Origin of the sequence: Ignavibacterium sp. (assembly GCA_032027145.1) — a bacterium.
Taxonomy (GTDB): Bacteria; Bacteroidota; Ignavibacteria; order Ignavibacteriales; family Ignavibacteriaceae; genus IGN3.
In genome coordinates this window covers 3,543,483-3,565,717 of record JAVSMP010000001.1, presented here as the reverse complement: position 1 = coordinate 3,565,717, position 22,235 = coordinate 3,543,483, and the positions used below count along the sequence as shown (strand labels likewise).

At 34.4% G+C, this 22,235-nt stretch carries 37 protein-coding genes, 1 tRNA gene and 1 pseudogene; all 39 read left to right on the top strand.

The genetic code is table 11. From position 1 onward, the window contains the following. The first annotated feature begins 36 nt into the window (after positions 1-36). The 39 genes and pseudogenes from tuf to ROY99_14860 all read left to right on the top strand — a co-directional run bounded on the left by tuf (position 37) and on the right by ROY99_14860 (position 22,156). Complete coding sequence (tuf, locus tag ROY99_15050) at positions 37-1,242, top strand: elongation factor Tu (protein MDT3697699.1); 1,206 nt, start codon at positions 37-39, stop codon at positions 1,240-1,242. Positions 1,243-1,313: 71 nt separating this feature from the next. Then, positions 1,314-1,622, top strand: coding sequence for a 30S ribosomal protein S10 (gene rpsJ / locus ROY99_15045; GenBank protein MDT3697698.1), 309 nt, complete (start codon positions 1,314-1,316; stop codon positions 1,620-1,622). 18 nt (positions 1,623-1,640) lie between these two features. Further along, complete coding sequence (gene rplC, locus ROY99_15040; GenBank protein ID MDT3697697.1) at positions 1,641-2,264, top strand: 50S ribosomal protein L3; 624 nt, start codon at positions 1,641-1,643, stop codon at positions 2,262-2,264. A gap of 13 nt (positions 2,265-2,277) precedes the next feature. After that, the gene (gene rplD / locus ROY99_15035) at positions 2,278-2,931 is read left to right on the top strand and encodes a 50S ribosomal protein L4 (protein ID MDT3697696.1); all 654 of its coding nucleotides are present in this window, start codon (positions 2,278-2,280) and stop codon (positions 2,929-2,931) included. Between the two features lies 1 nt (position 2,932). After that, positions 2,933-3,229: a 50S ribosomal protein L23 gene (gene rplW / locus ROY99_15030; protein MDT3697695.1), complete on the top strand. Its 297-nt coding sequence runs from the start codon at positions 2,933-2,935 to the stop codon at positions 3,227-3,229. A gap of 21 nt (positions 3,230-3,250) precedes the next feature. Then, the gene (gene rplB, locus ROY99_15025; protein ID MDT3697694.1) at positions 3,251-4,075 is read left to right on the top strand and encodes a 50S ribosomal protein L2; all 825 of its coding nucleotides are present in this window, start codon (positions 3,251-3,253) and stop codon (positions 4,073-4,075) included. A 17-nt stretch (positions 4,076-4,092) separates the two neighbouring features. Continuing rightward, on the top strand, positions 4,093-4,377 hold the full coding sequence (gene rpsS / locus ROY99_15020) for a 30S ribosomal protein S19 (protein ID MDT3697693.1): 285 nt from the start codon (positions 4,093-4,095) through the stop codon (positions 4,375-4,377). A gap of 18 nt (positions 4,378-4,395) precedes the next feature. After that, entirely contained in the window at positions 4,396-4,740 is a 345-nt protein-coding gene (gene rplV / locus ROY99_15015; GenBank protein MDT3697692.1) for a 50S ribosomal protein L22, read from the top strand. 16 nt (positions 4,741-4,756) lie between these two features. Then, positions 4,757-5,398, top strand: coding sequence for a 30S ribosomal protein S3 (gene rpsC / locus ROY99_15010; protein ID MDT3697691.1), 642 nt, complete (start codon positions 4,757-4,759; stop codon positions 5,396-5,398). A gap of 21 nt (positions 5,399-5,419) precedes the next feature. Beyond that, complete coding sequence (gene rplP, locus ROY99_15005; protein MDT3697690.1) at positions 5,420-5,836, top strand: 50S ribosomal protein L16; 417 nt, start codon at positions 5,420-5,422, stop codon at positions 5,834-5,836. A 17-nt stretch (positions 5,837-5,853) separates the two neighbouring features. Further along, the gene (gene rpmC / locus ROY99_15000; GenBank protein ID MDT3697689.1) at positions 5,854-6,087 is read left to right on the top strand and encodes a 50S ribosomal protein L29; all 234 of its coding nucleotides are present in this window, start codon (positions 5,854-5,856) and stop codon (positions 6,085-6,087) included. A 1-nt stretch (position 6,088) separates the two neighbouring features. Further along, positions 6,089-6,346 carry a 30S ribosomal protein S17 gene (gene rpsQ, locus ROY99_14995; protein ID MDT3697688.1) on the top strand — a complete coding sequence of 86 codons (258 nt, stop codon included), beginning with the start codon at positions 6,089-6,091 and terminating at the stop codon, positions 6,344-6,346. 14 nt (positions 6,347-6,360) lie between these two features. Beyond that, positions 6,361-6,729 (top strand): 50S ribosomal protein L14, encoded by a 369-nt coding sequence (gene rplN / locus ROY99_14990; GenBank protein ID MDT3697687.1) that lies wholly within the window; start codon positions 6,361-6,363, stop codon positions 6,727-6,729. Between the two features lie 14 nt (positions 6,730-6,743). Then, positions 6,744-7,070, top strand: coding sequence for a 50S ribosomal protein L24 (gene rplX, locus ROY99_14985; GenBank protein MDT3697686.1), 327 nt, complete (start codon positions 6,744-6,746; stop codon positions 7,068-7,070). A gap of 24 nt (positions 7,071-7,094) precedes the next feature. Further along, the gene (rplE, locus tag ROY99_14980) at positions 7,095-7,742 is read left to right on the top strand and encodes a 50S ribosomal protein L5 (GenBank protein MDT3697685.1); all 648 of its coding nucleotides are present in this window, start codon (positions 7,095-7,097) and stop codon (positions 7,740-7,742) included. Positions 7,743-7,760: 18 nt separating this feature from the next. Beyond that, the gene (gene rpsN, locus ROY99_14975; GenBank protein MDT3697684.1) at positions 7,761-8,030 is read left to right on the top strand and encodes a 30S ribosomal protein S14; all 270 of its coding nucleotides are present in this window, start codon (positions 7,761-7,763) and stop codon (positions 8,028-8,030) included. A gap of 12 nt (positions 8,031-8,042) precedes the next feature. Further along, positions 8,043-8,438, top strand: a complete 396-nt coding sequence (gene rpsH / locus ROY99_14970; protein MDT3697683.1) for a 30S ribosomal protein S8 — start codon at positions 8,043-8,045, stop codon at positions 8,436-8,438. 19 nt (positions 8,439-8,457) lie between these two features. Continuing rightward, complete coding sequence (gene rplF / locus ROY99_14965) at positions 8,458-8,997, top strand: 50S ribosomal protein L6 (GenBank protein ID MDT3697682.1); 540 nt, start codon at positions 8,458-8,460, stop codon at positions 8,995-8,997. Positions 8,998-9,020: 23 nt separating this feature from the next. Next, positions 9,021-9,386 carry a 50S ribosomal protein L18 gene (gene rplR / locus ROY99_14960; GenBank protein MDT3697681.1) on the top strand — a complete coding sequence of 122 codons (366 nt, stop codon included), beginning with the start codon at positions 9,021-9,023 and terminating at the stop codon, positions 9,384-9,386. Positions 9,387-9,390: 4 nt separating this feature from the next. Further along, positions 9,391-9,464: transfer RNA gene (locus ROY99_14955), tRNA-Gln, on the top strand. A gap of 46 nt (positions 9,465-9,510) precedes the next feature. After that, entirely contained in the window at positions 9,511-10,023 is a 513-nt protein-coding gene (rpsE, locus tag ROY99_14950) for a 30S ribosomal protein S5 (protein MDT3697680.1), read from the top strand. Positions 10,024-10,030: 7 nt separating this feature from the next. Then, positions 10,031-10,216, top strand: coding sequence for a 50S ribosomal protein L30 (rpmD, locus tag ROY99_14945; GenBank protein MDT3697679.1), 186 nt, complete (start codon positions 10,031-10,033; stop codon positions 10,214-10,216). An 11-nt stretch (positions 10,217-10,227) separates the two neighbouring features. Beyond that, entirely contained in the window at positions 10,228-10,686 is a 459-nt protein-coding gene (rplO, locus tag ROY99_14940) for a 50S ribosomal protein L15 (GenBank protein ID MDT3697678.1), read from the top strand. A 9-nt stretch (positions 10,687-10,695) separates the two neighbouring features. Then, complete coding sequence (gene secY / locus ROY99_14935) at positions 10,696-12,030, top strand: preprotein translocase subunit SecY (protein MDT3697677.1); 1,335 nt, start codon at positions 10,696-10,698, stop codon at positions 12,028-12,030. A gap of 6 nt (positions 12,031-12,036) precedes the next feature. Then, positions 12,037-12,798 (top strand): type I methionyl aminopeptidase, encoded by a 762-nt coding sequence (gene map / locus ROY99_14930; GenBank protein ID MDT3697676.1) that lies wholly within the window; start codon positions 12,037-12,039, stop codon positions 12,796-12,798. After that, the gene (gene infA, locus ROY99_14925) at positions 12,799-13,017 is read left to right on the top strand and encodes a translation initiation factor IF-1 (protein MDT3697675.1); all 219 of its coding nucleotides are present in this window, start codon (positions 12,799-12,801) and stop codon (positions 13,015-13,017) included. 11 nt (positions 13,018-13,028) lie between these two features. After that, positions 13,029-13,142, top strand: coding sequence for a 50S ribosomal protein L36 (gene rpmJ, locus ROY99_14920; protein ID MDT3697674.1), 114 nt, complete (start codon positions 13,029-13,031; stop codon positions 13,140-13,142). Between the two features lie 18 nt (positions 13,143-13,160). After that, complete coding sequence (gene rpsM / locus ROY99_14915; GenBank protein MDT3697673.1) at positions 13,161-13,544, top strand: 30S ribosomal protein S13; 384 nt, start codon at positions 13,161-13,163, stop codon at positions 13,542-13,544. 25 nt (positions 13,545-13,569) lie between these two features. Next, complete coding sequence (gene rpsK, locus ROY99_14910; protein ID MDT3697672.1) at positions 13,570-13,956, top strand: 30S ribosomal protein S11; 387 nt, start codon at positions 13,570-13,572, stop codon at positions 13,954-13,956. 18 nt (positions 13,957-13,974) lie between these two features. Then, a complete protein-coding gene (gene rpsD / locus ROY99_14905) occupies positions 13,975-14,601 on the top strand; it encodes a 30S ribosomal protein S4 (protein MDT3697671.1) in 627 nt (208 codons plus the stop codon). 32 nt (positions 14,602-14,633) lie between these two features. Next, positions 14,634-15,629 carry a DNA-directed RNA polymerase subunit alpha gene (locus ROY99_14900; protein MDT3697670.1) on the top strand — a complete coding sequence of 332 codons (996 nt, stop codon included), beginning with the start codon at positions 14,634-14,636 and terminating at the stop codon, positions 15,627-15,629. A 17-nt stretch (positions 15,630-15,646) separates the two neighbouring features. Further along, positions 15,647-15,994 (top strand): annotated as a pseudogene (gene rplQ, locus ROY99_14895) (50S ribosomal protein L17). Between the two features lie 201 nt (positions 15,995-16,195). Continuing rightward, positions 16,196-16,780, top strand: coding sequence for a ribosome biogenesis GTP-binding protein YihA/YsxC (yihA, locus tag ROY99_14890; protein MDT3697669.1), 585 nt, complete (start codon positions 16,196-16,198; stop codon positions 16,778-16,780). 89 nt (positions 16,781-16,869) lie between these two features. Continuing rightward, positions 16,870-18,729: a GAF domain-containing protein gene (locus ROY99_14885; protein ID MDT3697668.1), complete on the top strand. Its 1,860-nt coding sequence runs from the start codon at positions 16,870-16,872 to the stop codon at positions 18,727-18,729. Between the two features lie 34 nt (positions 18,730-18,763). Further along, the gene (locus ROY99_14880) at positions 18,764-19,927 is read left to right on the top strand and encodes a phosphopentomutase (GenBank protein MDT3697667.1); all 1,164 of its coding nucleotides are present in this window, start codon (positions 18,764-18,766) and stop codon (positions 19,925-19,927) included. Beyond that, the gene (locus ROY99_14875; GenBank protein MDT3697666.1) at positions 19,920-20,102 is read left to right on the top strand and encodes a hypothetical protein; all 183 of its coding nucleotides are present in this window, start codon (positions 19,920-19,922) and stop codon (positions 20,100-20,102) included. Before ROY99_14880 ends, ROY99_14875 begins: the two co-directional genes overlap by 8 nt. Further along, positions 20,080-20,484: a hypothetical protein gene (locus tag ROY99_14870; protein MDT3697665.1), complete on the top strand. Its 405-nt coding sequence runs from the start codon at positions 20,080-20,082 to the stop codon at positions 20,482-20,484. Before ROY99_14875 ends, ROY99_14870 begins: the two co-directional genes overlap by 23 nt. A 115-nt stretch (positions 20,485-20,599) precedes the next feature. Continuing rightward, positions 20,600-21,454 carry a sigma-70 family RNA polymerase sigma factor gene (locus ROY99_14865; protein ID MDT3697664.1) on the top strand — a complete coding sequence of 285 codons (855 nt, stop codon included), beginning with the start codon at positions 20,600-20,602 and terminating at the stop codon, positions 21,452-21,454. A gap of 3 nt (positions 21,455-21,457) precedes the next feature. Next, positions 21,458-22,156, top strand: a complete 699-nt coding sequence (locus ROY99_14860) for an NlpC/P60 family protein (protein MDT3697663.1) — start codon at positions 21,458-21,460, stop codon at positions 22,154-22,156. Positions 22,157-22,235: the final 79 nt, after the last annotated feature.

The window sequence follows — 22,235 nt, the reverse complement described above, 5'->3', positions numbered from 1 at the left end:
ATAAAACAAAAAGAAAAATTATAAAAGGAGAATTCGATGGCTAAAGAAAAATTTGATAGAAGTAAACCTCACGTTAACATTGGTACAATCGGTCACGTAGATCATGGTAAAACTACTTTGACAGCAGCTATTACAATGGCACTAGCAAAGAAAGGTTTATCACAGGTTAGATCTTTTGATAGTATTGATAATGCACCTGAGGAAAGAGAAAGAGGTATCACGATTGCAACATCACACGTAGAATATTCAACTGCTAATCGCCACTATGCACACGTGGATTGTCCTGGTCACGCAGATTATGTTAAAAATATGATCACAGGTGCCGCTCAGATGGATGGTGCGATTTTAGTGGTTGCTGCAACTGATGGACCGATGCCTCAAACCAGAGAACATATCCTTTTAGCAAGACAGGTAGGCGTTCCAAGAATAGTTGTATTTATGAATAAGGTAGATATGGTTGATGACCCTGAGTTGATTGAATTAGTTGAAGTAGAATTAAGAGACTTGTTAACTCAGTATGAGTTTCCCGGTGATGAAATTCCAATTATTAAAGGCTCAGCTCTCCAGGCATTAGAGGCTGGTGCATCTAATGCAGATCCTAGTGATCCAAGATATAATTGTATATGGGAACTTATGGATGCAGTTGATAACTACATTCCTATTCCTGAAAGAAGCACTGACAAACCTTTCTTGATGCCGGTTGAGGACGTATTTTCAATTACTGGCCGCGGAACTGTTGCAACTGGTAGAGTAGAAAGAGGACAAGTTAAGATTCAGGAAGAAGTTGAATTGATTGGTCTTGGATTACACAAGAAAACAGTTGTTACCGGTATTGAGATGTTTAGAAAAGAATTAGATTCAGCTTTAGCTGGAGATAATGCAGGTATCTTATTAAGAGGTGTTGATAAAAATGAAATTGAAAGAGGAATGGTTCTTGCAAAAACAGGATCAATTACTCCTCATACAAAATTTGAAGGCGAAGTTTATATCCTTTCAAAAGATGAAGGCGGAAGACATACACCATTCTTTAATGGTTACAGACCACAGTTCTATTTCAGAACAACCGACGTTACAGGTGTTGCTACTTTGCCTGAAGGTACAGAAATGGTTATGCCTGGTGATAATGTAAGATTATCTATTGAACTTATTGCACCTATTGCTATGGAAGAAAAATTAAGATTTGCTATTCGTGAAGGTGGCAGAACAGTAGGTTCAGGTGTTGTAACAAAAATTATTGCATAAGAATAGTATTGCTCTGAAAAAGGGAGTAAATACTTCCTTTTCCTATTAAATAAATAAAAGGAGTTGATTAAGTGCCCGGTCAGAAAATAAGAATAAAATTGAAATCGTACGATCACATATTGATTGATAAATCTACTGAGAAGATTATTAAAACTGTAAGAAGTACTGGTGCCGTAGTTTCTGGTCCAATACCGCTTCCAACTAAGAAAACTGTATATACAGTTTTACGTTCTCCTCATGTTGATAAAAAATCTAGAGAACAATTTGAAACCAGAGCACATAAAAGAATAATTGATATTCACAACTCAAACAACAAGACCGTAGATTCTTTAAGTAAGCTTGATATTCCTGCGGGTGTTGATATTGAAATTAAGCTTTAATGAATTTTTGGAGATAAGATGTCTGGCATAATTGGAAAAAAATTGGGAATGTCTAATGTCTTCGGTAACGACGGAGAAATAATTCCTGTAACTATTATTCAAGCTGGTCCTTGTAAAGTAGTTAGTATTAAGACCAAAGATAAAAATGGTTATGAAGCTTTACAGTTATCTTTTGGTGAAAGAAAAGAAAAACATACTTCAAAGCCGCTGGCAGGTCAGTTTAAAAGTAGTGGAGTTTCACCCTCAAAATTACTTAAAGAGTTTAGAAGTTTTAATGTTGGTGATTATAAGATCGGCGATCAATTAGGAGCTGATTTTTTTGTCGAAGGTGAGAAAATTAAAGTCAGAGGAAGAAATAAAGGAAAAGGCTTTCAAGGCGTTATGAGACGTCATAACTTTGGCGGTGTCGGTGGTACCTCTCACGGTCAGAGCGATAGATTAAGAGCTCCAGGTTCAATCGGTGCCAGTTCATACCCATCAAGAGTTTTTAAAGGACAGCGTATGGCTGGTAGGATGGGAAATGAAAATGTAACTGTATCAGGACTTAAGGTAGTTAAAGTACTACCTGAGCAAAATCTGATATTTGTTAAAGGTGCAGTACCAGGGGCAGTAAACAGCATTTTAGAATTGATTAAGAAGTAATTCGGTAATAAAAATGACACTTGATGTTTTTAAAATTGACGGTTCAAAATCAAAAGAAAAGATCACTCTTGCTGATAGCATATTTGCAATTGAACCTAACGATCATGCAATTTATCTTTCAGTAAAAGCATATCTTGCGAATCAAAGACAAGGCACACATAAAACTAAAGAGCGTGGTGAGGTGAGTGGCGGAGGGAAAAAGCCCTGGAAACAAAAGGGTCGTGGCGGTGCAAGAGCTGGTACATCCAGATCACCACTATGGGTTGGTGGTGGAACGATCTTTGGACCTCGACCAAGAGATTACAGGCAGGATCTTCCTAAAAAAGTTAAAAGACTAGCCCGTAAATCTGCTTTAAGTTATAAAGTGAAAGATGAACAACTTGTTGTTGTTGAAGACTTTTCTATTGATAAGCCAAAGACAAAAGAATTTGTTAAGATATTAAGTGCATTGAAAGTTGAAGGTAAGAAAGTTCTTTTACTTACAGATGCAAATAATTTAAATATCTTCAAATCTGGAAGAAATATTCCAAAGGTAAAAGTTCTTGAAGCTTCAAAAGCTTCAACCTATGATCTTTTGAATAACCAGGTGCTGCTTTTACAAAAAAGTGCTGTAAAAGTTATTGAAGATACATTTTCAGCAAAAGAAACTGAAGAGGCGGTGAATTAGTATGAATCAGATTTTAGTTAAACCTCTTATTACTGAGAAAATGACAAATATTAGCGCTGCTCAAGCTGGTAAGTATGGGTTTTTAGTAAATCCAAACGCTAATAAAATTGAGATAAAAAAAGCTATTGAAAAAAAGTTTAATGTTCATGTTATTGATGTTACAACAATGAATCATCCAGGTAAGATGAAATCGCAATTTAGAAAAAGAGGGCGGTTTGAAGGTAAAACCCCCAGAACTAAAAAAGCTATAGTAACTCTTAAAGAGGGAGAGACTATTGAATTATTTGAGCAAGTATAGCGCAGGAAACAGGATTTTATTATGGCAATAAAAATTTTAAAACCAACTACTCCGGGAACAAGATTTAGATCAAATTATTCATTTGAAGAAATTACAAAATCTACTCCTGAAAAATCTTTGACAGTTTCTCTCAAAAAATCTGGCGGAAGAAATAATCTTGGACATATGACAACAAGATTTGTTGGTGGTGGTCATAAAAGAAGATACAGAGTTATAGATTTTAAAAGAAACAAAACAGGTGTACCTGCAAAAGTTTTTTCGATTGAATATGATCCTAACAGAACTTGTAGAATTGCATTATTACATTATGCTGATGGAGAGAAGAAATATATTCTTGCCCCCGATGGTTTAAAAGTCGGACAAAAAGTTGTCTCTGGACCTGGCAGTGATATTCAGATTGGAAATGCCTTACCGTTAAAAGAAATGCCATTAGGAAGTTTTATTCACAATGTGGAAATAAAACCAGGTAAAGGCGGTCAGTTAGGACGTAGCGCTGGAGTCTCACTTCAGTTGATGGCTAAAGAAGGTGATTATGCTCAGTTGAAGATGCCTTCAGGTGAAGTCAGAATGATTAGATTAGAATGTATGGCTACTTATGGAGTTATTGGAAATGCAGAACACGAAAATATCAACTTAGGAAAAGCAGGTAGAAGCCGCTGGTTAGGCAGGAGATCAAGAGTCAGAGGTGTTGCTATGAATCCAGTTGATCATCCGATGGGTGGTGGCGAAGGAAAAACTTCCGGTGGTGGTCATCCGGTATCTCCATGGGGTCAAAAAGCTAAAGGCTTAAAAACCAGAAAAAGAAAAAAAGGTTCAAATAAATTTATTATTAAAAGACGTAAGTAGTAATTAGAGAGTAATTTATGCCAAGATCCGTAAAAAAAGGTCCTTTTCTTGATTACAAGTTAGGTGAAAAAATTAAAAAACTTAACGAAACAAATCAGAAAAAAATAATTAAAACCTGGTCCCGCGCGTCAACAATTTTTCCGGAATTTGTTGGACACACTATTGCAGTACATAACGGTAATAAAATGATTCCGGTTTATATAACTGAAAATATGGTAGGACATAAACTTGGTGAGTTTGCTCCAACCAGAATTTTTAGAGGACATCCTGGAACAAAGGCAGAGAAAGCCGCAAAAGCATAAAAATAGGATTTGAGATTAATGGAAGCTAAAGCAATAAATAGGTTTATCAGTTCATCACCCAGAAAAATGAGATTGGTGATTGATCTAATAAGAGGTATGCAGGTTGACAAAGCTCTTGAAGTGCTTCATTTTTCAGCCAAGCATTCATCAAAAGATGCAGAAAAAACTTTAAGATCTGCTGTTGCTAATCTGATGAACTCTGATGATGCAACTAGAGTTGAACCTCAGGATTTATATGTAAAAGAAGTATTTGTAAATCAAGGACCAACAATTAAAAGAATTTCACCTGCACCTATGGGTAGAGCATACAGAATCAGAAAAAGATCCTGTCATCTTACCGTTGTTGTAGCAAGTAAAGATTAAGTAAGGAGATATATTTTTGGGACAAAAGACAAACCCTGTTGGATTTAGAGTTGGAATCATAAGAGGATGGGATTCTAACTGGTATGAGAACAAAAGTTATTCTGTTAAACTAAAAGGAGATGAACAGTTACGAACTTATGTCAGAAACAGACTTAAAAAAGCTGGTATCTCAAGAATAGTAATTGATCGAACATCTAAGAATATTATTTTGACAATTCATACTTCCAGACCAGGTGTCGTAATTGGTAAAAGTGGTAAGGAAATTACTCAGCTTGAAGAAGAATTAAAAAGAGTAACTGGCAAAGATGTAAAGGTTCAGATATCAGAAATCAAAAGACCCGAGCTTGATGCACAGCTTGTTGCTGAAAATATTGCCAGTCAGTTAGCTGGTAGAGTTTCATTTAGAAGAGCCATGAAAACATCTATCACTGCTGCAATGAGAATGGGTGCCGAAGGTATTAGAATTATGTGCTCTGGAAGACTTGGCGGTGCTGAAATGGCAAGAACTGAACAGTATAAAGAAGGACGAATTCCACTTCATACTATCAGAGCAGATATTGATTATGCTAATGGCAGAGCTGAAACTATTTATGGCTCTATTGGAATTAAAGTTTGGATTTGCCGCGGTGAAATACTTGGCAAAAGAGTTACAGATTAAAATCGATCAGGAGTTTTTCTTATGTTAATGCCTAAAAGAGTAAAGTTTAGAAAATCACAAAGAGGAAGACGAGCTGGTAAAGCTTATAGAGGCAGTGCCGTTTCCTTTGGTGATTTTGGGCTTAAAGCTTTAGAACCAGCCTGGATAACCAACAGACAAATTGAAGCCTGTCGTGTGGCGTTAACCAGAAAAATGAAAAGAGATGGAAAGGTGTGGATTAGAATTTTTCCTGATAAACCTGTTTCCAAAAAACCACTTGAAACAAGAATGGGTAAAGGTAAAGGTGCACCTGAATTTTGGGTAGCAGTTATTAGACCCGGTAGAATTATGTTTGAAGTTGCTGGTGTTTCCAAGGAACTTGCTAATGAAGCACTTAAAACTTGTTCTTACAAATTACCTATTAAAACCAAAGTTGTTAGTAGACCTGATTACGAATAAACAGAGAATTATTTATTATGAAATTATATGAAATTAAAGAAATGACAAGTGATGAGCTTGTTAGAAGAATTGAAGAAGAAGAAAAAAATATTGTTGATCTTCGGTTTTCTCACGAACTTAAACAATTGAATAATACAGCTAAACTTAAAATTGCAAGAAAAGAAATTGCAAGAATGAAAACAATTTTGGGTGAAAGACAAAGAGCTGAAAAAACAGCTCAACAAACTTCGAAGGAAGGAGCTAATTCTTAAAATGACAGAACGCGCATTAAGAAAAACCAGAGTTGGTGTTGTCATTAGCAATAAAATGGACAAAACAATTACGGTTGCAATTGAAAGAAGAGTTCCTCATCCTATTTATAAGAAGTTTTTTAAGAAGACCACAAAACTAATGGCACACGATGCAAAACAAGAATGTGCTTTGGGTGACAAAGTTAAAATTATGGAAACACGCCCTCTTAGCAAGAATAAAAGATGGCGACTTGTAGAAATTGTTGAAAAAGCCAAGTAAGGAGATATAGAGAGATGATTCAGGAAGAAACCAATTTGATTGCTGCTGATAATTCAGGAGCAAAAAGAGTTAGATGTATCCGCGTACTTGGTGGAAGCGATAGAAGATATGCAACTTTGGGCGATACTATTGTTGTTTCTGTTAAAACAGCAATGCCTAATGGTACAGTTAAGAAAGGTGAGGTTTCGCGAGCAGTTATTGTCAGAACAAAAAAAGAAGTTAGAAGAAAAGATGGTTCATATATTAGATTTGATGAAAATGCTGTTGTTCTGATAAATAATCAGAATGAACCAAAAGGTACACGTATTTTTGGACCAGTTGCCAGAGAATTAAGAGAGAGACAATTTATGAAGATTGTTTCTTTAGCTCCAGAAGTTATATAAGGATTTACGAATAAATGAAAATCAGAAAAAATGATAATGTAATAGTTATTGCCGGTAATGATAAAGGGAAAACCGGAAAAGTATTAAAAGTGTTTCCGAAAACTTTACGTTTGATAGTTGAAGGTATTAACCTTCGTAAAAAACATACTAAACCTACTCAGCGTTCACCTCAAGGTGGGATTCAGGAAAAGGAAGCACCAATTCATATTTCGAACGTTATGATCTTGGATCCAAAAACTAATGAGCCAACTAGAATTGGATCAAAAATTATTTTGGATGACAAAACAGGTAAAAAGAAAATTGCCAGGATTAGCAGAGCATCCGGCGAAATGATTCCTTAATGAAATTTAACAGAGTTTATTAAAATGGCTGAAAAGAAAACGAAAAAAACAGAAAAAGAAGCTAAGCCAAAATCAACTGGCAAAGAAGCGCCGGCTAAGCAGGTAAAAGAAATTAGAATTACACCAAGACTTGGTGAAATCTATAAAAAGGAAATTATTCCAGCGCTAGTAAAAACATTTAATTACAAAAGCATAATGCAGGTTCCAAGTCTTAATAAGATTGTTGTAAATATGGGAGTAGGCGCTGCTGTAGCTGATCAAAAAATTATGGATGAAGCTGTAAAAGAGCTTGAAGCAATTACCGGACAAAAAGTGAGTGTTAGAAAATCCAGAAAAGCTATCTCTAATTTTAAATTGCGTGAAAATGTAAACATAGGTGCAATGGTAACTTTACGAAGAGATAGAATGTATGAGTTTTTAGACAGACTGATCAATGTTGCTTTACCGCGCGTTAGAGATTTTAGAGGATTATCTGATAAATCTTTTGATGGAAGAGGTAATTATACTCTTGGAGTTAAAGAACAAATTATTTTTCCGGAAATTAATGTTGATAAAATAACCCGCGTTATGGGTATGGATATAACAATTGTAACAACGGCTCATACTGATAACGAAGCTTTTGAATTGCTGAAAGCTTTTGGTTTTCCATTTAGAAAAAAAGAAGTCAAATAAGGAATAAAAGGAGATTTAATGGCAAGATTAAGTATTATTGCACGTGATGCTAAAAGAAGAAAACTTTATGATAAGTATAAAAAACTTAGAGAAGAGCTTAAAGAAAAAGGTGATTACGATGCGCTTCAGAAATTGCCAAGAAATTCATCTCCGGTTAGAATAAAAAACCGTTGTATGTTTACCGGTCGTGGTAGATCATACTACAGAAAATTTGGTGTTTCCAGATTGGTTCTGAGGGAAATGGCCCTTAGAGGTGAAATTCCGGGTTTAAAGAAATCAAGTTGGTAGGAGTATAATAATATGCCAGTTACTGATCCGATATCAGATTTTTTAGTTAGAATTGGAAATGCTGCTAAAGCAAAAAAACTAAGAGTAGAAATTCCTGCTTCAAAGATGAAAGTAGGGTTAGCTGAAATTCTTAAAAGAGAAAATTATATCCACGATTTTTCTTTGATTGAAGATGCTAAACAAAATGTTATTAAAATTCATTTAAAATACAGAGATGGGTCTTCTGCTATTACTGGTTTGAAAAGAATCAGCAAACCGGGTTTAAGAATTTATAAGGATTCCGAAAAACTGCCCAGAGTTTTAAATGGCCTGGGTACTGCAGTAATTTCAACTTCTAAAGGATTGATGACTGATAAAGAAGCTAGAAATCAGTCAATTGGTGGTGAAGTAATTTGCTACATTTGGTAATTTTTGATGGAGTAAAAAAGTGTCTAGAATCGGTAAAAAAATAATTGAAATCCCTAAAGGGGTAACAGTTACCATTGATGGTAGTATTGTTAAAATTAAAGGTCCCAAAGGAGAGCTTCAAAGAGCTATTCATCCCAATATGAAGTTGGAGCTGAAAGATTCTAATCTTGAAGTTAAAAGACCTGATGATCAGAAAACAAACAAAGCTTTGCATGGCTTAACACGTGCATTAGTACAGAATATGATTATTGGTGTAACTTCTGGGTATAAGAAAGTTCTAGATATTGTTGGAGTTGGATACAGAGTAGAACTTAAAGGAACTAATCTGCTGTTAAATATGGGTTACTCGCATCCGATTTATTTCATGCCGCCTGCTGAAATTAAAATCGAAACTCCAACTCAAACTCAGATTGTGATATCAGGAATAGATAAACAGTTAGTTGGACAGGTTGCAGCAAAACTAAGATCAATAAGAAAACCAGAGCCGTATAAAGGAAAAGGAATTAAATACTCTGGTGAACAAATTTTAAGAAAAGCTGGTAAAACTGCTGGTAAGTAATTCTAACGGAGTTAAAGAGTAATATGATTAAGAAAAATAATAATTTAAGATTAAGATCAAAGACCAGATTAAGAAAAAAAATATCTGGTACATCTGAAATGCCCAGACTTTCTGTTTATAGAAGTTTAAATCAGGTTTATGCACAGATAATTGATGATGCTACCGGAAATACTTTAGTTGCTGCTTCTTCATTATCAAAAGAATTAATCGAAGAAATTAAAAATGCCAAAGGTAAAATTTCCAAAAGTAAACTGGTAGGAAATCTGGTGGCAAGAAAAGCATTGGAAAAGAAAATATCAAGTGTTGTTTTTGATCGTAACGGTTACAAATATCACGGCAGAATTCAGGCTGTTGCAGAAGGAGCCCGTGAGGCAGGTTTAAAATTCTGATAATTGCCGGATCGTCTAATGGCAGGACTACGCCCTTTGGAGGCGTCTGTAGAGGTTCGAGTCCTCTTCCGGCAGCCAAAGTGTTTAGAAATTTTTTTTTAATTAATGATTGTTTGGAGTTTATTTGAAAGCTGTAAAATCAACTGAGACTGAAGGACTTAAAGAAAAAGTTGTTCACATTAACAGAGTTGCTAAAGTTGTTAAAGGTGGGCGAAGATTCAGTTTTAACGCAATAGTCGTTGTTGGAAATGGTAATGGTGTTGTTGGAGTTGGGCTTGGAAAAGCTAATGAAGTTACCGACGCTATTTCTAAAGGAATTGATGATGCCAAAAAAAATGTTGTTAAGGTTTCTATTATTAAAGGAACAGTAGCGCATGAAATCTTAGGAAAATTTGGCGCTGGAAAGGTTTTATTAAAACCTGCATCTCCTGGTACCGGTCTTATCGCCGGCGGCGGAGTAAGAGCTGTATTAGAGGCTGCAGGAATAACCGATATCCTTACTAAATCACTGGGATCTAGCAATCCTCATAATCAGGTTAAAGCAACACTTAATGGTTTAATGCAGCAAATTGATGCGAGAAAAATGGCAAGTAAAAGAGGCATCACCGTAAAAGATTTGTTCATTTCTTCTAACTGAGGATATAATGGGAAAAATTAAAATAACACAAACAAGAAGCGTGATTGATAGACCAAAAAATCAAAAAGCTACTATTGAAGCTTTAGGATTAGGAAGACCAAATTGGCAAAAAATTCATAATGATACTCCGCAAATAAGAGGTATGATTAAGAAAGTAGTTCATCTAGTAAAAGTTGAAGAATTAAAAGATTAATAAGGTTTATAATGGACATTCTAAGTAATCTTAAATACGCAAAAGGTTCTAAAAAAAATCGTAAAAGAGTCGGGCGAGGCGAAGGCTCCGGACACGGGCAGCAATCTACAAGGGGTAGAAATGGTCAGCTCTCAAGATCAGGTGCAAAACATAAAGCCTGGTTTGAAGGCGGACAGATGCCTTTACAAAGAAGAATACCAAAATTTGGATTTACAAATATCTTTAAAGTTGAGTATCAGGTAGTTAATTTGAACGCATTACAGAAGTTAGTTGATCTTAATAAGATTACAGATCAGAAATTAAATGCTCAAGAACTTAAAAAGCTGGGATTGGTTTCGAGTACAAAAAAACCAATTAAGGTTTTAGGCAAAGGCGATATAAAAACTAAACTCGATTTAACAGTTAATGATTTCAGTAAATCAGCTCAACAAAAAATTGAAGCAGCTGGTGGCTCTATCACTAAGATTTAGTTAATACAAATGTCAAGATTTACAGATACTTTTAGAAATATTTTCAAAATCAATGAACTCAGACAGCGGATTATTTACACACTGTCTATACTGATTATTGTTAGACTTGGTTCACATTTAACTATTCCCGGAGTGGATACGGTTTTATTATCCGAGAGTATGAAAAATGCTTCTTCAGATAATCTTTTCGGATTATTTGATCTTTTTGTAGGTGGTGCATTTTCAAATGCAGCAATTTTTGCTCTTGGTATTATGCCGTACATTTCTGCATCAATTATCTTACAGCTAATGGGTGCTGTTGTACCGTACTTTCAGAAATTGCAACAGGAAGGTGAAGAAGGAAGGAAGAAAATTACCCAACTTACCAGGTATTTGACAGTTATTATTTCTGCAATGCAGGCTTGGGGAGTTACAATAAGATTGCTGAATATTAATGTTCAGGGAACACCTATTGTTCCAGAACCAGTTCAGGGCTTTGGCTGGGTTATGTCTACCATTATTATTCTAACTTCAGGCACTATGTTTATGATGTGGATGGGTGAACAGATTACCGATAAAGGAATTGGCAATGGAATTTCTCTTATAATCTTTATTGGTATTATAGCACGGTTCCCGGTTGCTGTTCATGAGGAATATCAGTTGATTTCAGCAGGACAAAGGTCAATAATAATCGAGATAATAATTTTAGCTTTTATGTTTTTTATTATTGCAGGTGTTGTTCTTGTAACTCAAGGTACAAGAAAAATTCCTGTACAGTATGCAAAAAGAGTTGTTGGAAGAAAAGTTTACGGCGGAGTAACTCAATATATTCCATTAAGAGTTAATACTGCTGGTGTAATGCCCATAATTTTCGCACAGTCTATAATGTTTATACCCGGGACAGTTTTATCATTTTTCCCTGACAATGAGTTTTTGCAAAATCTTGCAAGATACTTTGTATTTACATCACCAATTTATTCATTTTTCTATGCGTTGATGATTATATTCTTTACATATTTTTATACAGCAATTGCATTTAATCCAAAAGATGTTGCTGATAATATGAAGAAGCAAGGTGGTTTTATTCCTGGTATCAGACCCGGAAAGCAAACCTCTGATTTTATTGATAATATTTTAACAAAGATTACTTTACCTGGTTCTATCTTTCTGGCAATTATTGCAATACTTCCAGCATTTGTTGCTGGTTGGGGAGTTTCGAGCAATTTTGCACAGTTTTTTGGCGGAACAAGTTTATTGATTGTTGTTGGTGTTGCATTAGATACTTTACAACAGATCGAATCTCATTTATTGATGAGACATTATGATGGATTTATGAAATCCGGTAAGGTTAAAGGTCGTAGATAGTTTTTCGTGATTTTAATTAAATCTAAAAAAGAGATTGATTACATAAGAGAAAGCTGTAAAATTGTTGCAGAAACACTTCAGCTTCTTAAAGTAAATGTTAAAGTGGGGATTACAACTTTAGAACTGGACAGAATAGCTGAAGATTATATTTTAAGTAATGATGCAAGACCGGCTTTTAAAGGGTATTCACAAGGTGGGGCACCTGATTATCCAGGTTCAATTTGTACTTCAGTTAATGAAGAGGTTGTTCATGGTATTCCTGGTTTTAGAGTTTTGAAAGATGGTGATCTGATTTCTATTGATATTGGTGTTGTTAAAAATGGTTACTTTGGTGATGCTGCATTAAGCGTTGCGATTGGTGAAGTTAGCGATGAAAAGAAAAAATTGATGGAAGTAACGGAGCGTTCTTTATATCTTGGTATTGAACAGGCAATTGATGGAAATCGGGTTCATGATATTTCATTTGCAGTTCAGAAATATGTTGAAGCAAATGGTTTTTCGGTAGTCAGAGATCTGTGTGGTCATGGCGTAGGAAAATATTTACACGAAGAACCGTCAATCCCGAATTTTGGGAAAAAAGGCACAGGTCCCAAATTAAAAAACGGAATGACTTTAGCAATTGAACCAATGGTTAATGCCGGAAAGTATGATGTTTTAACTGCAAATGATAAATGGACAATTTTAACATCAGATGGATCAACATCAGCACATTTTGAACATACAGTTTTAATAAATAATAATAAGCCGGAAATCTTAACAGTTTGTTAGATGGCAAAACAAGGTCCAATTAAAATAGACGGTATAATTACAGATACATTACCAAATGCAACTTTTAGAGTTAAACTTGATAATGGACATGAAATACTAGCACATATTTCCGGTAAAATGAGAATGCACTTTATAAAAATTTTGATTGGAGATAAGGTCTCTATAGAACTTTCTCCGTACGATTTAACAAAAGGCAGAATTACCTACAGGTATAAATAGGAATAAGCAAAATGAAAGTCAGAGCTTCTGTAAAAAAGATTTGCGATAAATGTAAAATTATTAAACGCAAGGGTGTTGTAAGAGTTATTTGCAAAAACCCTAAACACAAACAAAGACAAGGTTAAAAACAAAGGAGTATATCATTGGCTCGTATAGCTGGAGTTGATTTACCAAAAAATAAAAAGGTGTTATACGGTTTACAATACATTTATGGTATTGGTGAATTTGTAGCTGCACAGATTTTAGAAAAAGCTAAAGTTAATCCGCTTAAAAAAGTTGCGGAACTGACTGATGAAGAGATTGCAGAAATAAGAGCAGTTATCACTGCAGATTATCGTGTTGAAGGAGCTTTGCGTTCTGAAGTGCAGCAGAATATTAAAAGATTGATGGATATTGGGTCTTACCGCGGTATCAGACATCGTAAAAGTTTACCTGTCAGAGGTCAACGTACAAGAACAAATTCTAGAACCAGAAAAGGTAAAAGAAGAACTGTTGCTGGTAAGAAAAAAGTACCTACTAAGAAATAATATTTGATACACGGAGGATTAAGCATTGGCTAAAACTGTAAAAAAAGTTAAGAAAAAAACTCACGTAGATTCTAATGGTGTTGCACATATTAAAGCAACTTTTAATAATGTTCTGGTTACTATTACAGATATTTACGGAAATACTGTCTCATGGTCATCTGCAGGTAAAAATGGATTTAAGGGGTCAAGAAAAAACACTCCGTTTGCTGCACAAGTTTCAGCAGAAGCTGCTGCCAAAGAAGCTTATGATTTAGGAATGAGAAAAATAGATGTTTTTGTTAAAGGACCAGGCTCAGGTAGAGAAGCAGCTATAAGAGCATTACACACTGCAGGATTAACTATCTCATCAATCAAGGATGTTACTCCAATTCCTCATAATGGATGCAGACCACCAAAGAAAAGAAGAGTTTAATTTATGGAGATTAACTAAATGGCAAGATACACTGATTCAGTTTGTAAGTTATGTAGAAGAGAAAGACAGAAACTTTTCCTTAAAGGACAAAAGTGTTTTACTGAAAAATGTCCGCTTGAAGAAAGAAATTATCCACCCGGACAACACGGGCTTTCCAGAAGAGCTAAGGTTTCTGAATACGGAGTTCAGCTAAGAGAGAAACAAAAAATTAAAAGAATATATGGTTTGTTGGAAACTCAGTTTAGAAATTATTATAAAAAGGCTAATAGTCAAAAAGGAATTCCAGGAGAAAACCTTATTAAACTGTTAGAGAGAAGATTAGATAACGTTGTTTACAGATTAGGATTTGCATCATCACGTAAACAGGCTAGACAGTTAATCAGACACAGACATATTTTAGTTAATAATTCTCTTGTTGATATCCCGGCTTATCTGTTAAGAGCAGGAGATGCCATACAGATAAAAGATCAAAGCAAAAAACTGGATGCAATCCATAATTCACTTAAAAGAGTAAAAGATCATACATATAGCTGGTTAACAGTTGATAAAGCTTCTTTATCCGGAACCTTTGTTCAAATACCGGAAAGAGCAGATGTACCTTTGATTGCTAATGAACAATTAGTAGTTGAGCTTTACTCGAAATAAAATTTTTAATTAGAATAAGATAGAGGATAATAATGAGCGTATCATCGTTAAAGATGCCAGAATCTGTTGTTCTTGATGAATCTAATTACACAAATTCATACGGAAGATTTACATTACAGCCACTTGAAAGAGGTTATGGTGTTACACTTGGTAATTCTATCCGCAGAGTACTTTTATCGTCTCTGCAGGGAGCAGCTATTACTTCCGTTAAATTTAGTGGTGTGCTTCACGAGTTTACAACTATCGAGGGAATTGTTGAAGATGTTTCAGAGATTATTTTAAATCTCAAGCAAGTCCGGATGAAGTTCCTTTCGAAGAAACCAGGTAAAATTGATCTTTCTTTGACTGGTCCTGGCGAGTGGACTGCAGCAGATATTCAAAAGGTTAGTAATGAAGTTGAAATTCTTAATCCGGAATTACATATAGCTACTTTAAACAAGAATGCAAAAGTTGATGTAGAGTTGAGAATTGGTAAAGGTGTTGGTTATGTACCAGCAAATGAAAATATTTCATCTGACCAGACAATTGGTGTGATTCCCATTGATTCAATATTTACACCTATAAAATTAGTCAAGTATTTTGTAGAAAACGTTAGAATAGGTGATAAGAACGATTTTGAAAAGCTTACTTTGGAAATATCAACTGATGGTTCTATTACACCTGATGATGCATTAACTCAGGCAGCAAAAATTTTAAAAGAACATGTTCAGTTGTTTATTAACTTTGATATGGAACAGGAAGAAGAGCAAAGTGTTAGCCAGAAAGACAGTGAGACAGAAAGAATAAGAAAAGTACTTCTTACTTCAGTTGACGATCTTGAACTAAGTGTAAGATCTCACAATTGTTTAAAGGCTGCTAATATTAAAAATCTTGCTGACCTTGTTAGAAAAGATGAGCAGGAAATGTTGAAGTTCAGAAATTTCGGAAGAAAGTCCTTGGCAGAATTGATGGAAATAGTTGAAAATCTTGGTCTTGATTTTGGAATGGATGTAGATAAATATCTTAAAGAAGATTCAGATTCAAATTAATCTAAATGGGTTATTAAATGAGACACAACGTTAAAGGAAGAAAATTAGGTAGAACAGCCAGTCATAGAGCAGCTTTGCTAAACTCGCTGGCTACTTCTCTTTTAAAACATAAACGGATTAGAACCACCGAAGCTAAAGCTAAAGAAGCCAGAACTTTTGTTGAAAAATTAATTACTAAAGCCAGAAAAAATGACCTTCACGTACGCAGACAAGTTATGGCAGTAATAAATGATAAAGAAGTTGTAAAGGAACTTTTTGCAGAAATTTTACCAAAGATTGGTGAAAGACCAGGCGGCTTTACTCGTGTTGTTAAACTCGGCAGTAGAATGGGCGACGCAGCACCAATGGCAATTTTGGAATTGGTTGATTATAATGATGTTGCTAACAAAAAAGCTGAAGAGCAAAAAGAGAAAAGGGAATTAAAAGCCAAAGAAAAAGCTGAAAAGAAATCTGAAAGTGCAATTGAAGAAGCAAATGTTGTTTCTGAAAGCACTGATAAAAATTAATCAACAATTGATAATTTTATATTTTGAGAGTAATCGGAATACCGGTTACTCTTTTTTATTATGTTCGAGAAACAAAATTTTATAGCTTCAGTTTATAAGCTGACCGATTTGCCAAAATCTGATTTGCCTCAGATAGTTTTATGTGGAAGATCAAATGTTGGTAAATCTTCATTTATCAATTCACTTTTTAACCGGAAGAACCTTGCTAAAACCAGCTCAACTCCGGGTAAAACCCGCTCAATAAATTTTTATGATATTGACTCCAGTTTTTTTATGGTTGATCTGCCGGGTTATGGCTATGCTAAGGTAAGCCAAGCAGATCGTAAGAAATGGGGTATATTGATAAATGATTTTTTTACGGAATCAAAAAATATTGTCTTAGTCTTTCATATTATTGACTGCAGACATCATCCTACTGAACTTGATATAAAGCTTAACCAAATGTTAAGAGATCTTAACCTGCCTTATAAAGTTATCCTTAACAAATCGGATAAACTGAAACAATCCGAGGTATCAAAAAGGGTTAAGTCAGTAATCCATTATTTCCCTGAACTGATATTTAATGTGAATCTATTTTTGTATTCATCTATTAAAGGAACAGGGAAAAAAGAAATAAAGAAGGTGCTGCTTTCACTATTTAATTAAATAGTTTATATCTTTGCGTTAGAAAGTTTACTATTTTATTGTAAAAGTTTTTTACTAATTAAAAATAACTATCAGCAAGATCAACTCTAATGGATAAAAGACAAAAGAAAAGATTATTAATATTTTTGCTTGTGCCTGTTCTCGCAACACTTTTATTCATATCAGATGATCTGCTTTTACGGGTAATAATTATAGCAGTAATTATTATCTATGTTGCCTTTATTATTTTCCTAAGAGATTCAGTAAGACTTGATGGAAAGTATTCGATTAAGGAAGAAAGCGACTTTGATAGTGAGTATAATATACCCGCTTCTTCTGATCAGGATGGATCATTTACAATTATATCAAAAGCTAACCCTGAGGCTGAGGTAATTACTGCAAATAATTATGCACCCGAATTTAAGGCGCATAAAACAACTCTGATACCTCCGGATCTTAAAGAGCGGTTTGAAGAGATTGCAACTGAGCTGCCGCCTGCTGAAATCGGCAACGATGGACAATTTACATTTGCACTCGAAAAAATTCTTACTGTAATTAAAGATGCTTACTCAGCGCATACCGCAATATTTTTTTGGTACAATAAGAAAAAAGAAAAACTATCAATTGAAAAGTTTGTATCTGCCTCACCACAAGAAATTGCAAAACGGAAATTTGATATAGAAGATGATATCCTTAGTAAAATTGTTCAGAAGAGTGAGCCTGAATTATTGAGCGATATCTCTCCGGCTGCAGAATCTGATGTGATAAGGTATTATGATAAAACTCAGAAGATTAGAAGTTTTGTTGGTGTACCTCTTTTTTATGAAGGCTCTCTTATTGCAATTTTAGCAGTTGATTCAAAAGTCGGAGATGCTTTTGGCATTGAAACTATTTATTCGCTTGGAAGATTTGTTCGTGTTATAACAATGATAATTCAGTTTTTTGAAGAGAAACATACTGATACTATTTCTCAACAAAGATTAAAGGGGCTGTTAAACCTGATTGGACCGGAAACAGATTTTGATACTGAAGATAACTTACTTGCTTCCATGCAGAATGCTCTGAGTGAGTTAATAGAATGGGATGCTTTAGTCTTTGTTTACTTTAAACCGGTTGAGCAAAAATTTGAAATCTTAAAAGTAGTAAATAGAACTTCCTTAAAATATGTTGGTAAAGGTCTTCAGATCGATCTTACTGGAACACTTGTCGGTAAAGCAATACTATCAGGTATCCCTGTTAAAATTGATGATACTGCAGCAGATAATTATAAACGTTTTTCAAAGTCTGAAGATTTAACATTTGATGGTTCATTCCTTGCAATACCTTTAATTTACGGCAATCAGAACTTTGGCGTTCTTTGTTTTGAGAGCCTTAAGAAAAATATATACACAAATTCTGATGTAAAATTTCTTAGGCATTCTGTTCATATAATATCCTATATTATTTATTCACATTCTTCTCAGACACTTATAAAAAGTCTTATGGCTCTTGATATGGAAACAAGGGCTCTTAATCGTGATACCTTTATTGAAAGACTTACCTCGGATTTATACAAAGCTAATATGCTTAAAATATCCGGAGCTTTGGCATTAATAAGGATTGATGAATTTCTTGAACAAGAATCCTTATTTGATGGCGATCCCTTTCCTAAAGTATTAAAAGCGATTTCGGAAAGTATAGCCGAAGAAATGACTCCTATTAATATCTTTGGCAGAATTGACGAGAAGATTTTTGCAGTTTACTTTTTTAATAATGATTCAAAAAAAGTTTTTGTTTGGGCAGAAAAGCTTAGAGTTAAAATTGCACGCATGCCTATTGCAATTGTAAGCAAACAAAACACTTATACGGTATCAATCGGTGTTGCTTCAACTCTTGGAAAAATTGATACTGATGAAGTTTTACATAATGCCGAATTGGCGCTTCAGAAAGCTGTTGAAAAAGGCGGTAACACTGTTAAAAGTGTTAGTTGATATTTAACCGGTTCTAATATTATTTCTTACCTGTATGAATAATTTTTTTATAATAGTTCTTGATGGAGTTGGCGTTGGTGAACTTCCTGATGCAAATTTATATGGCGATGAAGGAAGTAATACCCTTGGCAATATTTCCAGATCATTAAATGGTATTTCACTTCCTAATCTTCAAAGAATGGGATTGGGAAATATAATTCCTATTGCAGGAGTTGATAGAACTGAAATTCCAATGGCTTCATTTGGGAAGCTTGCAGAGATATCCAAAGGTAAAGACAGTACAACAGGACATTGGGAGATAAGCGGACTTTATGTAGATACTGATTTTAATTATTACCCAAATGGGTTTCCTGCTGATATAATGCAGAAATTTTTAGAAGTTACCAGGTGTAAGGGCTACCTTGGTAATATTGCTGCTTCGGGTACAGAGATAATTAAACAGTTGGGTGAGGAGCATCTTAAAACAGGTTATCCTATTGTGTACACTTCTGCCGATTCAGTTTTTCAGATTGCAGCACATCAGGAAGTAATCCCATTGGAAGCTCTTTATCATATTTGTGAACTAACAAGAAATATTGTTTTAGCAGATCCGATAATGATAGGCAGAGTTATCGCAAGACCATTTATAGGAACAGTTGGAAACTTTACCAGAACTGTTTACAGAAAAGATTATTCTCTTAGTCCTCCTTCAGATACTGTCTTGGATTTTCTTTATAAAGATGGTATTAATACAGTCAGCATTGGTAAGATTAGTGATCTCTTTAACTATCGTGGAATAAATCATATTGTTAAAACTTTCTCCAATGAAGAAGGATGTAAAGAACTTTTAAAAGCATCAAAAGAGTTTGTAAAAAGTTTAATATTTATAAACCTGGTTGATTTTGATGTTTACTTCGGTCATAGGAATGATGTTCTCGGTTTTGCAAATGCATTAAAAAGTTTTGATAATTTTTTGCCGGAATTTTTAAGCAGTTTAGATGATACTGACAGAGTTATAATAACTGCTGATCACGGAAACGACCCTACAACACCAAGTACTGATCATAGCAGAGAATATGTTCCGCTTCTCTATTATGGCTTAAACAAAGCTGTAAATAATCTCGGCACAAGAAACACCTTTTCTGATATTGGTAAAACAGCTGCAGATTTTTTTGGAGTAGCAAATGACTTAAAAGGAAAAAGTTTTTTATATGAATGATCAAAACAATACTAATTCATACAGACCGGAAGAAAATCTAAACGATACAATAAATAAAATTTCAGAACTTCAGGATATGCCTTTGGACGTAGTGAAAAAACTAATAGAAGCTCAAGGCTCATTAAAGGATTCTGAGTTTGCTAAGAAAATAGATGAATCAAAAAATAATTCCTAAATTTCTTATTGAAACAGATATATTGGCAGATCATCTTATAACTGATTCAAAGACAGGATCATATCTGATTAAATTATTGAAATCAGGTATTTGTTTTACATCAGTATTAAATGCCTCTGAGCTTTATCTGTTAGCTGACTCCCGTTTAGAACTACAGCGGGTTAATGATGTTTTATATAGTATTAAAGTTTTAGGAATACACGCCCGCTATAGTTTGTCCATACCAAAACATAAAGACAGATTTACTAATCTGAGAGATAATCTTTTCTATATTTTAGCCGAATTAAACAAATTGACAATTGTTACATTAAGCCCCGATAAGTTTAAAGATAATAAAGTAAGCTGTTATCATCCTGAATTTATAACTTCTCAAATTTTCTGAAAATGGATGTAGCTTTATTTTAAATTAAAACATTTCTATTTTTAGTCAGGTATTATCATAACTGTATATTATGGTTTTCTTAGTGAAACATTTGTAAGTAAAAGCAAAAAATTAAATGAGAATTGTAAAACAGTTTACAAACAGAGAAAGTCAATCGCTTGACAAGTATCTGCAGGAAATAGGAAAAGTTGGATTACTTTCACCTGAGGAAGAAATACAACTGACGATCCGAATGAAAAATGGGGATCAATCTGCAATGGAGAAACTTACAAAAGCTAATCTTCGGTTTGTTGTTAGTGTAGCTAAACAATATCAAAACCAGGGATTGTCACTTGGTGATTTGATTAATGAAGGTAATTTAGGTTTGATAAAAGCTGTTAGAAGATTTGATGAAACCCGGGGATTTAAGTTTATTTCTTATGCAGTCTGGTGGATAAGACAATCAATTTTGCAGGCATTAGCTGAACAATCCAGAATAGTTAGATTACCATTGAACCGTGTGGGTGCATTAAACAAAATCGGTAGAGCATATAGTAGTTTAAAGCAGGAGTTTGAACGTGAACCGAGTGCTGATGAAATAGCTCAGATTCTTGAAATGGATATTGATGAGATTTCAGAAACTCTCAGAATCTCCGGTAAATCAGTTTCTGTTGATGCACCTTTCTCAACAAATGATGATAACAGCCTTTTAGATGTTATTGAAAATGATCAGCAGCCTTCACCAGATAATGAACTAATCTCTGAATCCCTGAAGCTGGAAATTAAAAATATCTTATCTGAGCTGCCCGAACGTGAAGCTGAGGTAATTAGACTTTATTTTGGACTTGATGGGGAGTATGCGATGACTTTAGAAGAGATTGGAGAAAAATTTAATCTGACAAGGGAAAGAGTAAGACAAATAAAGGAAAAAGCAATTCGAAGACTTAGACACAACTCAAGAAGTAATATTTTAAAATCATATCTTGGATGATTAATGATAGTTATAAAAAGTTTTTATCCGATTTTGTGTTTGGGGTTGATCATCTTTACTTTCCTTGCTTGTTCAAGCACAACAAGTTCTACCAGATATAATGATTCAGGTAAAAACTCTGATAAAAAAGGTAAAGACTATGGGCGTTATCAAACAAATTCTGCTTCGGATGATTCTTTGATCGTTTTTGAAGATGGTGATTTCCCTGAATCGGAAGATCCCGGAGATCTTCCGGATGATGAATCGCAAATTGATATCTCGGCAGTTATAAAAAATCTGGATAAAAACAGGGAAGAAGAAAGTTTACCATTATCAACCAAAAAAGATCTGATGATAATGGAGATAATTAAATATATGAACACTCCTTATAAATTTGGAGGTAATTCATTAAACGGTATTGACTGCAGTGCATTTACTCAAAGTGTTTTCAAGAATTCTTGGTTGTTAGATTTAAACCGATCAGCACGGGAACAGTTTACACAAGGAATTCCTATTGAAAACCGCTCTGATCTGAAGTTTGGTGACCTTGTTTTTTTCAATACCAGAAGACGTGTAAAACCAGGGCATGTTGGTATTTATATTGGTGAAAACTTATTTGCGCACGCTTCAACAAAATTAGGCGTAACAATTTCTTCTTTAGAGCATGACTACTATAATAAACGTTATATGGGTGCACGGCGAATTGAGGAAGACGAAGAGTAGTATCGGATTTTAAAAAAAGGGAGACTATCTCAAATCGGGTACTATTTCAGTTGTAAAACAATCCCGAAAAAAAATTCGG

What these genes read in the sequence shown, in the direction of transcription:
- ROY99_14875 (MDT3697666.1), top strand. Translation starts at nt 19,920, where the DNA reads ATGAATGATCAAAACAATACTAATTCATACAGACCGGAAGAAAATCTA.
- rplP (MDT3697690.1), top strand. Translation starts at nt 5,420, where the DNA reads ATGTTAATGCCTAAAAGAGTAAAGTTTAGAAAATCACAAAGAGGAAGA.
- rplE (MDT3697685.1), top strand. Translation starts at nt 7,095, where the DNA reads ATGGCTGAAAAGAAAACGAAAAAAACAGAAAAAGAAGCTAAGCCAAAA.
- secY (MDT3697677.1), top strand. Translation starts at nt 10,696, where the DNA reads ATGTCAAGATTTACAGATACTTTTAGAAATATTTTCAAAATCAATGAA.
- infA (MDT3697675.1), top strand. Translation starts at nt 12,799, where the DNA reads ATGGCAAAACAAGGTCCAATTAAAATAGACGGTATAATTACAGATACA.
- rplC (MDT3697697.1), top strand. Translation starts at nt 1,641, where the DNA reads ATGTCTGGCATAATTGGAAAAAAATTGGGAATGTCTAATGTCTTCGGT.
- rplR (MDT3697681.1), top strand. Translation starts at nt 9,021, where the DNA reads ATGATTAAGAAAAATAATAATTTAAGATTAAGATCAAAGACCAGATTA.
- rplD (MDT3697696.1), top strand. Translation starts at nt 2,278, where the DNA reads ATGACACTTGATGTTTTTAAAATTGACGGTTCAAAATCAAAAGAAAAG.
- rpsH (MDT3697683.1), top strand. Translation starts at nt 8,043, where the DNA reads ATGCCAGTTACTGATCCGATATCAGATTTTTTAGTTAGAATTGGAAAT.
- rplN (MDT3697687.1), top strand. Translation starts at nt 6,361, where the DNA reads ATGATTCAGGAAGAAACCAATTTGATTGCTGCTGATAATTCAGGAGCA.
- ROY99_14885 (MDT3697668.1), top strand. Translation starts at nt 16,870, where the DNA reads ATGGATAAAAGACAAAAGAAAAGATTATTAATATTTTTGCTTGTGCCT.
- ROY99_14900 (MDT3697670.1), top strand. Translation starts at nt 14,634, where the DNA reads ATGAGCGTATCATCGTTAAAGATGCCAGAATCTGTTGTTCTTGATGAA.
- rpsS (MDT3697693.1), top strand. Translation starts at nt 4,093, where the DNA reads ATGCCAAGATCCGTAAAAAAAGGTCCTTTTCTTGATTACAAGTTAGGT.
- ROY99_14860 (MDT3697663.1), top strand. Translation starts at nt 21,458, where the DNA reads ATGATAGTTATAAAAAGTTTTTATCCGATTTTGTGTTTGGGGTTGATC.
- rpmJ (MDT3697674.1), top strand. Translation starts at nt 13,029, where the DNA reads ATGAAAGTCAGAGCTTCTGTAAAAAAGATTTGCGATAAATGTAAAATT.
- rpmD (MDT3697679.1), top strand. Translation starts at nt 10,031, where the DNA reads ATGGGAAAAATTAAAATAACACAAACAAGAAGCGTGATTGATAGACCA.
- rplV (MDT3697692.1), top strand. Translation starts at nt 4,396, where the DNA reads ATGGAAGCTAAAGCAATAAATAGGTTTATCAGTTCATCACCCAGAAAA.
- rplB (MDT3697694.1), top strand. Translation starts at nt 3,251, where the DNA reads ATGGCAATAAAAATTTTAAAACCAACTACTCCGGGAACAAGATTTAGA.
- rpsQ (MDT3697688.1), top strand. Translation starts at nt 6,089, where the DNA reads ATGACAGAACGCGCATTAAGAAAAACCAGAGTTGGTGTTGTCATTAGC.
- ROY99_14865 (MDT3697664.1), top strand. Translation starts at nt 20,600, where the DNA reads ATGAGAATTGTAAAACAGTTTACAAACAGAGAAAGTCAATCGCTTGAC.
- ROY99_14880 (MDT3697667.1), top strand. Translation starts at nt 18,764, where the DNA reads ATGAATAATTTTTTTATAATAGTTCTTGATGGAGTTGGCGTTGGTGAA.
- tuf (MDT3697699.1), top strand. Translation starts at nt 37, where the DNA reads ATGGCTAAAGAAAAATTTGATAGAAGTAAACCTCACGTTAACATTGGT.
- rplX (MDT3697686.1), top strand. Translation starts at nt 6,744, where the DNA reads ATGAAAATCAGAAAAAATGATAATGTAATAGTTATTGCCGGTAATGAT.
- rplW (MDT3697695.1), top strand. Translation starts at nt 2,933, where the DNA reads ATGAATCAGATTTTAGTTAAACCTCTTATTACTGAGAAAATGACAAAT.
- rpmC (MDT3697689.1), top strand. Translation starts at nt 5,854, where the DNA reads ATGAAATTATATGAAATTAAAGAAATGACAAGTGATGAGCTTGTTAGA.
- rplO (MDT3697678.1), top strand. Translation starts at nt 10,228, where the DNA reads ATGGACATTCTAAGTAATCTTAAATACGCAAAAGGTTCTAAAAAAAAT.
- rpsD (MDT3697671.1), top strand. Translation starts at nt 13,975, where the DNA reads ATGGCAAGATACACTGATTCAGTTTGTAAGTTATGTAGAAGAGAAAGA.
- ROY99_14870 (MDT3697665.1), top strand. Translation starts at nt 20,080, where the DNA reads ATGAATCAAAAAATAATTCCTAAATTTCTTATTGAAACAGATATATTG.
- rpsN (MDT3697684.1), top strand. Translation starts at nt 7,761, where the DNA reads ATGGCAAGATTAAGTATTATTGCACGTGATGCTAAAAGAAGAAAACTT.
- yihA (MDT3697669.1), top strand. Translation starts at nt 16,196, where the DNA reads ATGTTCGAGAAACAAAATTTTATAGCTTCAGTTTATAAGCTGACCGAT.